The sequence below is a fragment of the Streptomyces sp. NPDC127084 genome (assembly GCF_042724175.1).
In the GTDB taxonomy this organism is placed as follows: domain Bacteria; phylum Actinomycetota; class Actinomycetes; order Streptomycetales; family Streptomycetaceae; genus Streptomyces.
Genome location: NZ_JBHXFA010000092.1, coordinates 24,586 through 31,356 on the forward strand (window position 1 = coordinate 24,586; position 6,771 = coordinate 31,356).

Genomic DNA, 6,771 nt, shown 5'->3' on the forward strand with positions numbered 1-6,771 from the left:
CGAGGCCGGACACTCCGGCCCACTGTGCGGGGTGGGGGTGCACCGCGAGACCCGGCGCCCCGGGTACGGGTAGCCTCCGACATCCCAGCCTGGCCGGCGTTTGAGGCCGGACACTCCGGCCCACTGTGCGGGGTGGGGGTGCACCGCGAGACCCGGCGCCCCGGGTACGGGTAGCCTCCGACATCCCAGCCTGGCCGGTGTTTGAGGCCGGACACTCCGGCCCGCTGTGCGGGGTGCGGAACACCGCGCAACCCCGCCCCCGTGCAACGGGGCGCGTGGTGCTCAGGTGGCGAGGTCCGCCAGGACCTCGGTGAGCCAGCGGCGCTCCTCCGCCCCCGTCGCCCGCGCGATCCGCAACATCCCGCGACGGAACGGATCCGCCGCCTCCTCCGCGCGGACCGGCTCGCCATCCCGGTAGAAGAAGCTCGCCGGGGTGTCCAGGAACTCCTTGCGCCGCCGCAGCACCGCCGCCTGCTCGGCCCGGTCGGGGAGCAGGCTGAGGAAGGCGAGCACGGTGAAGAAACGCTGGCCGTCGGTGATGTCGGCGTCTTTGGGGTGGCGCAGTCGTTCCAGCAGGTCGGCGCGGCCGGTTTCGGTCAGGGAGAGCGTGCGCCGGGGCGCCGCGCTCGTGCCCGGTTGGGGGTGTTCGGCGAGCTTGCCCGCCTTGAGCAGGCGGGTGATCGCGGGGTACAGCGCCCCGTCGCTGACCGGACGGACGTGTCCGCTCAGGGCCCCGATGCGTTCCTTCAGTTCGTAGCCGTGCAGGGGCTGTTCGGCGAGGAAGCCGAGGATCGTCAGTTCGAGCACGGCGCGCTCCCGGTGGGTTGTGAGAGGTACCGCGTCATGGTACCTCTATCCGTGGTACCTCGAATCGATGTACCACGGGATAGAGGTGGGGGGACATGGAACACCGGAAACGGCTCGTCACGCTGGCGTACCCGGTCTACTTCGAGCTGCTCTCCGGTGTAGCCGCCGGGATCGTCAACATGGTCTGGGTGGCCCGGCTCGGCGGCCCGTCCGTCGCCGCCGTCGCCGTCGCGACCGGTATGGAGAACCTGCTCCTCGGCGTGGTCCTCATGGCGGGCACCGGCACCACCGTGCTCGTCGCCCGTGCGCGCGGGGCGGCGGACCCCGCGGGGATACGGGCCGCGATGCGCGGCGGCTGGGCCCTGTGCGCGGTGCTCGTGCCGCCCGTGGCCGTCGGTGGCCTGATGCTGCGTGAGCCCCTCGCCCGGCTCGCGCTCGGCGGCGGCAGCGGCAGCGACACCGCGAGCACCCTCGCCGCGGGGTACTTCGCCATCTCACTGCCCGGTACCGCCGTCCTGTTCGCGGCCCATGTCCTGGACGGCATCCTCAAGGGCGCCGGCGACACCCGCACCCCCATGCGCCTCGCCTTCCTCGCCAACGGTCTGATCCTGGTGCTCGACCCGCTGCTCATCGACCGGTACGGCATCCGGGGCGCGGCCGTCGCCACCGTGCTGGGCCGGTCCGCCGCGCTCGCCGCCGGACTGGTCGCCCTGCGCCGCAACGCCCTGCTGCGCGCCGCCCGAGGCACCCCGTGCCCAAGGCCGGTCGGGGACTGCCTGCGCGCCACCGCCAGGACAGGCCTGCCCATGGCGGCGGATTTCGTCGTACGGATGACGGGCGCCTTCGTGCTCATCACCGTGGTGGCCAGGCTCGGTGTCACAGCCGTCGCCGCGTACGGGATCGCCACCAAGTCGATGTACATCGCCACGATGGCGTTCTACGCGGTACGGCAGGCGGCCTCGATCCACACCGCCCACCTACTGGGTGCCGGGAAGGACGCGCGGCGCGCGGTGGGCCGGCAGGCACTGCTGCTGTCCGGTGCGCTCGGAGCGGGCGCTGCCCTGGCCCTGCTCGCCCTCGCGCCCACCGCCATGCGGGTTTTCGGCGCGGACGAGGAGGTGGTGGAGGCGGGTGCGCTGTTCCTGCGCTGCGCCGGCCCGTATCTGGTGCTGCTGTCCTGCTGTATCGCGATCGGCGGGGTCTTCGAGGGCAGCGGTGGCGGCCCGCGCCTGCTGCACGTCACCGTCGCCGGCACACTCGTGCAGCTTCCGCTCGCCTACGTGCTGTCAGGTTTCGGCCTGCCCGGTGTCTGCCTGGCGATGGCCCTGGCCGCCGGGGTGCAGTGCGCGGCGCTCGTATGGCTGTTCCGTCGGACGGCGCCGGACGGTGCCGTCCCTCAGGAGCCCTGCAACTCCCTGTCCCGCACCGGCTGATCCCGCGAGTCACCCCCGACTCCCGCCGCCCGGTCCACCGCCCCCGGGACCGTGCTGGTCCACAGCCTGCGGCAGGCCAGCAGCGACGCCACGACCAGCAGCCCGTTGCGGACGGCCAGCAGCGCGATCCCGCGCGGGCTGCTCGTCACCACGTCCGCGAACCAGATGGGGAACTCCAGATACGTGACCCCCGTGGCGAGCAGCACCAGGCAGGCGGGCAGTGCCATCCGGCTGGTACGGAACACCAGGCACACCGCCGCCAGGCCCACCAGCCAGATCATGTACTGGGGGCTGATCACCCGGCTGGTGGTGGTGAACAGCAGCACCGCGGTGAACGCCGCGTCCGCCGCCGTTCCCGCCGTGAACTCCCGGGCCCGCAGCCGCCAGACCAGCAGCCAGGCGAACGCCATCGCCGTCAGCGCGAGTGCCGCCCGGCTCACCAGCGGAACGTACGGGCCGAGGAACTCCACCGAGCCGTAGTTGAGGAGTACCTCTCCCTCCCACCCGTAGTGCCGGGCCACATGGAACACCAGAGCGCCCAGCGACTCGACCTCCGTGCCCCGGTCGCGCTGGAAGGTGAGGAACGCCAGCGCGCCCGGCATCGCCGCGCCGAAGGCCAGCAGGAGTCCGCCCACCGCGGCCCCGGCCGCGAGCCACGAGCGGCGTGCCGCGGCGCCGCGCCGCATCCCGGTCAGCAGAAGCAGCGGCCAGACCTTCAGCATCGCGCCGAAACCGGCGAGCGCCCCGGCGAGCGCGGGTCTGCGTGCCGCCGCGAGCAGGGCCGCCACCGCGACGGCGGTCACCATCAGGTCGTAGCGCGCGTACGCGGTGGGCCCGAGCAGCGGCACCCCGATCACCCAGACCCAGACGCCTTTCAGGGACCTTTCCGGTCGGCGTCCCGCGTACGTCAGCAGCCCGAAGACGAGGGCGTCGCAGAGCAGCGAGAGCAGGAAGAAGGCGTTGGTGTAACCGAGGAAGGGCAGTGCGCCGGGGGCGAGGATGGCGAGCGCGGCGGCGGGCGGGTACTGCCAGGTGACGTCGTCCAGCGGGTATGTGCCGGTCTTGAGCACCTCGTACCAGCCCTGGTAGATCACCTCGACGTCGCTGGTCACATCGGGCCCGGCGACGTACAGCACCTTCAGCACCCAGAGCAGCAGCACCGTCCTGGTGACCACCCACCCCGCGACGGGGAGGGCTGTGCGTGCCGCACCTCGCATGATCACCTCACGTGTTTGTCGTACTGCAATTGGTGTGAGCTGCCATGATGCCGCGAACGCCTGAGCGGGAGCGAGCGGCCCCGCCGCCGTTGGTACTGTCGGCGGCGATGGACAAGACCCTGATCGTCACCAATGACTTCCCGCCCCGACCGGGCGGGATCCAGGCATTCCTGCACAACATGGCGTTGCGCCTGGATCCCGAGCGGCTGGTCGTCTACGCCTCCACCTGGAAGCGCGGCCGTGAGGGCATCGAGGCGACTGCGGCGTTCGATGCCGAACAGCCGTTCACTGTGATCAGGGACCGTACGACCATGCTGCTGCCCACTCCTCGGGTCACCCGGCGTGCGGTGGGGCTGCTCAGGGAGCACGGCTGCACCTCGGTGTGGTTCGGGGCCGCCGCCCCGCTCGGACTGATGGCGCCCGCGCTGCGGCGCGCCGGTGCGCGGCGGCTGGTCGCCACGACCCATGGGCATGAGGCGGGGTGGGCGCAGCTTCCCGGGTCGCGGCAACTGCTGCGCCGGATCGGCGAGGGCACGGACACCATCACCTATCTCGGGGAGTACACCCGCTCGCGGATCGCGGCGGCGCTGACGCCTGATGCGGCCGGGCGGATGGTCCAACTGCCACCCGGCGTCGACGAGAAGACCTTCCACCCCGGCTCGGGCGGCGACGCCGTACGCGAACGCCTCGGCCTCAGCGAACGCCCGGTTGTCGTCTGCGTCTCCCGGCTGGTCCCGCGCAAGGGCCAGGACACCCTGATCCGGGCCATGCCCGCGATCCTCGCCGGGGTGCCCGACGCGGTGCTGCTGATCGTCGGCGGCGGCCCGTACGAGAACGACCTGCGGCGGCTCGCCCGCTCCACCGGCGTCGCGGACTCCGTCCGCTTCACGGGTGCCGTCCCCTGGGAGGAACTGCCCGCGCACTACGGCGCCGGGGATGTCTTCGCCATGCCCTGCCGCACCCGCCGTGGCGGACTGGATGTGGAGGGCCTCGGCATCGTCTACCTGGAGGCCTCGGCCACCGGCCTCCCGGTGGTCGCCGGGGACTCGGGCGGTGCGCCGGACGCGGTGCTCGACGGCGAGACGGGCTGGGTGGTGCGCGGCGACCGACCCGAGGATTCGGCCGACCGGATCGTGACCCTGCTCCAGGACCCGGAACTGCGCCGCCGGATGGGTGAGCGGGGCCGTGATTGGGTCGAGGAGAAGTGGCGCTGGGACCTGCTCGCGGAGCAGCTCAAGGCCCTGCTCTAGAGCTCCGCTGCGGCTTCCGCGTCACTTCCGCCGCCCCCGGCCCCAAGGGGATGCGCGAACCCCCGCATGCCTGAGGCCGTCCGCCGATCGAGTACGAAAACCCCGACCCGCCCGGGCGCCGCAGCTCTGGGGGAGGGGTGCGGCAGCGCGAAACCGCCCCGTGCAGCGGAACCACGGGTGCGGTCCCACCGTGAACCTCGGCGCCCCGGGCAACGGCACATCATTTGCGCCACTCCTGGCGCATTAGGCACTCTTGCGCCGCGCGGAAAAATTACTGCGCGATCCTATAGGCGGAATCGAAAATTCCGCCCATGCTGCGCGCATGACATCAAATCTGACGCGTCGTCACCTATTGGGTCTCGGCGCCCTCCAGACCGCAGCGGCACTCGGCCTCACCCGTATCGGGGCCGCTCCGGCCCGAGCCGCCGAACGGTCCGCCGCCGGCACCCGCGTCCCCGCCCTCGTCATCGGTTCCGGCTACGGGGGCGCGGTCACCGCGCTGCGCCTCGGTGAGGCCGGGATCAGCACCCTCGTCCTGGAAATGGGCCGCCTGTGGGACACCCCGGGCCCCGACGGAAAGGTCTTCTGCGCCACCAGCACTCCCGACCAGCGATCCATGTGGTTCCGCAGCCGTACCGAGGCACCGCTCGCCCAGTTCCTGTGGCTTGACGTCGTCAACAAGGACATCAGCCCCTACCCGGGGGTCCTCGACCGCGTCCGCTTCGCCGACATGTCCGTGTACGTGGGGCGCGGTGTCGGCGGCGGATCGCTCGTCAACGGCGGAATGGCCGTCACCCCGCAACGGGCCTACTTCAGCGAGATGCTGCCCGGTGTCGACGCCGACGCCATGTACAACACGTACTTCCCGCGCGCCAACGCGATGCTCGGCGTCAACACCGTCAACGCGTCCTGGTTCGAGTCCACGGAGTGGTACCGCTTCAGCCGGATCTCACGCAAGCACGCCGCCAAGGCGGGTTTGCGGACCGTATTCGTGCCCAATGTGTACGACTTCGGGTACATGGAGCGCGAAGCCGCCGGGCAGGTCGCCAGGTCGGCGCTCGCCGGGGAGGTCATCTACGGAAACAACCACGGCAAGCGCAGCCTCGACCGCACCTACCTGGCCGCCGCCATCGGCACCGGGAACGTCACCATAGAGACCCTCCAGCGGGCCCGTGGCATCCGAAGAGAGCCCGATGGCAGCTATGTCGTCACCGCCGACCGGATCGACCTGACCGGCAAGGTCGTCGCCACCCGGGAGATCGGCTGCGACCGGCTGTTCCTCAGTGCCGGCAGCCTCGGCACCACCGAACTCCTGCTGCGCGCCCGTGAGACCGGCGCCCTGCCTGACCTCAGCCCGGACGTCGGCTGCGGCTGGGGGCCCAACGGCAACGTCATGACCGCCCGCGCCAATCACCTCTGGGACACCGTCGGTGCCAACCAGGCGACCATGCCGGTCATGGGCATTGACGACTGGTCCAACACCGCCAACCCGGTCTTCGCCGAGATCGCCCCGCTGCCCATGGGCTTCGAGCACTGGATCAGCCTGTATCTGGCGATCACCCGGAATCCGGAGCGCGCCCGCTTCACCTACGACAGGGCCACCGGCGCGCTGGCGCTCGACTGGACCAGAGCCCAGAGCCAGGTCTCGGTCAACTCGGCCAGGACCCTGTTCGACCGGATCAACAAGGCCAACGTCACGATCTACCGCTACGACCTGTTCGGCGGCAACAAGACCTTCGCCGACGACTTCACCTACCACCCGCTGGGCGGCTGTGTGCTGGGGCGGGCGACCGACGCCTACGGCCGGGTGCGCGGGGCGCCCGGCATATACGTCACCGATGGAGCCCTCGTACCGGGCTCCATCGGTGTCAATCCGTTCGTCACCATCACCGCGCTCGCCGAACGCACGCTGGAACGGGTCCTCGCCGAGGACTTCTGAGCACCACTCCTGTGATGCCCCGACTACCCGTCTACTTCTGGTAGATGGCCTCGATCTCGTCCGCGTAGTCCTTGGCCACCACATTGCGCTTGAGCTTCAGAGACGGCGTCAAGTGGCCCGACTCC

The 6,771-nt window shown here is 71.1% G+C and carries 5 protein-coding genes; 3 read left to right on the forward strand and 2 right to left on the reverse strand.

All coding sequences use genetic code 11. The features are described from left to right. Positions 1-282: 282 nt before the first annotated feature. Positions 283-807 carry a PadR family transcriptional regulator gene (locus ACFWI9_RS21305; RefSeq protein ID WP_387164185.1) on the reverse strand — a complete coding sequence of 175 codons (525 nt, stop codon included), beginning with the start codon at positions 805-807 and terminating at the stop codon, positions 283-285. Between the two features lie 95 nt (positions 808-902). Between ACFWI9_RS21305 and ACFWI9_RS21310 the strand changes: the two genes are divergently transcribed. After that, positions 903-2,240 carry an MATE family efflux transporter gene (locus ACFWI9_RS21310; RefSeq protein WP_387164187.1) on the forward strand — a complete coding sequence of 446 codons (1,338 nt, stop codon included), beginning with the start codon at positions 903-905 and terminating at the stop codon, positions 2,238-2,240. Here ACFWI9_RS21310 and ACFWI9_RS21315 read toward each other — a convergent pair. Next, on the reverse strand, positions 2,204-3,457 hold the full coding sequence (locus ACFWI9_RS21315; RefSeq protein WP_387164189.1) for a glycosyltransferase 87 family protein: 1,254 nt from the start codon (positions 3,455-3,457) through the stop codon (positions 2,204-2,206). The genes ACFWI9_RS21310 and ACFWI9_RS21315 overlap by 37 nt on opposite strands. A 107-nt stretch (positions 3,458-3,564) precedes the next feature. On the opposite strand from ACFWI9_RS21315, the gene ACFWI9_RS21320 reads away from it, so the two are divergent. Beyond that, on the forward strand, positions 3,565-4,707 hold the full coding sequence (locus ACFWI9_RS21320; protein ID WP_387164191.1) for a glycosyltransferase family 4 protein: 1,143 nt from the start codon (positions 3,565-3,567) through the stop codon (positions 4,705-4,707). 322 nt (positions 4,708-5,029) lie between these two features. Next, positions 5,030-6,646 (forward strand): GMC oxidoreductase, encoded by a 1,617-nt coding sequence (locus ACFWI9_RS21325; RefSeq protein WP_387164192.1) that lies wholly within the window; start codon positions 5,030-5,032, stop codon positions 6,644-6,646. The last annotated feature ends 125 nt before the right edge of the window (positions 6,647-6,771 follow it).

What these genes read in the sequence shown, in the direction of transcription:
- ACFWI9_RS21325 (WP_387164192.1), top strand. Translation starts at nt 5,030, where the DNA reads ATGACATCAAATCTGACGCGTCGTCACCTATTGGGTCTCGGCGCCCTC.
- ACFWI9_RS21310 (WP_387164187.1), top strand. Translation starts at nt 903, where the DNA reads ATGGAACACCGGAAACGGCTCGTCACGCTGGCGTACCCGGTCTACTTC.
- ACFWI9_RS21320 (WP_387164191.1), top strand. Translation starts at nt 3,565, where the DNA reads ATGGACAAGACCCTGATCGTCACCAATGACTTCCCGCCCCGACCGGGC.
- ACFWI9_RS21315 (WP_387164189.1), bottom strand. Translation starts at nt 3,457, where the DNA reads ATGCGAGGTGCGGCACGCACAGCCCTCCCCGTCGCGGGGTGGGTGGTC.